The sequence below is a fragment of the Flavobacterium aureirubrum genome, from assembly GCF_038739835.1.
GTDB lineage: Bacteria > Bacteroidota > Bacteroidia > Flavobacteriales > Flavobacteriaceae > Flavobacterium > Flavobacterium aureirubrum.
In genome coordinates this window covers 1-701 of sequence record NZ_JBCGDO010000081.1, presented here as the reverse complement: position 1 = coordinate 701, position 701 = coordinate 1, and the positions used below count along the sequence as shown (strand labels likewise).

The window sequence follows — 701 nt, the reverse complement described above, 5'->3', positions numbered from 1 at the left end:
CAGCTCTTATGGCATTAAAAGTAATGGTACACTCTGGGCATGGGGTCGCAATGATAAAAGCCAGTTGGGCGATGGCACCACCATCAATCGAAGACAACCCATACAAATAGGCACCGATACTGACTGGATAGCAGTACAAGGCGGTGCCAGGCACGCCATAGCCCTAAAAAGCAATGGCGCACTTTATGCTTGGGGAGAAAACGCGTTTGGTGAACTGGGCAATGACAGCGATATTCCCGCTACCACACCATTGCTTATCCCTGTAACAGGTTGTACTCTTGATGTAGCGACGTTTGATAAAGATATATTCACCCTAGCCCCCAACCCGGCAAAGAGCGAGGTAAATTTAACTTACAGCGGTGTAGAGGCTAATGCTACCGTTAGTTTATACGACCTTTCGGGTCGTGAACTCGGCACTTTTGACTTAAGCCAAACCACTGGCACACTCACAATGAACACCCAGCACTATCCTAATGGTGTATACCTTATAGTAGTGTATCACCAAGACCGCATTATAGCACAAAAAAAACTATTAATTACCCATTAACAATAACAATACAACAACCTGCACACAGTGTGTGGGTTGTTTTTTAAATACCGTATTCCTTATGAAAACACTACTTACACTACTACTGAGTTTTATAGCACTACACAACACGGCATCTGGGCAGTGTTTTACTAAAATTAGTTCGGCATTCCGA

Annotated in this window: 1 protein-coding gene; it reads left to right on the top strand. The window is 44.1% G+C overall.

Features of this window, described 5'->3' with window-relative positions:
- Nucleotides 1–547: T9SS type A sorting domain-containing protein (locus WFZ85_RS16030; RefSeq protein WP_342697260.1), on the top strand; the 547-nt coding region annotated here is incomplete at its 5' end.
- Nucleotides 548–701 lie beyond the last annotated feature (154 nt).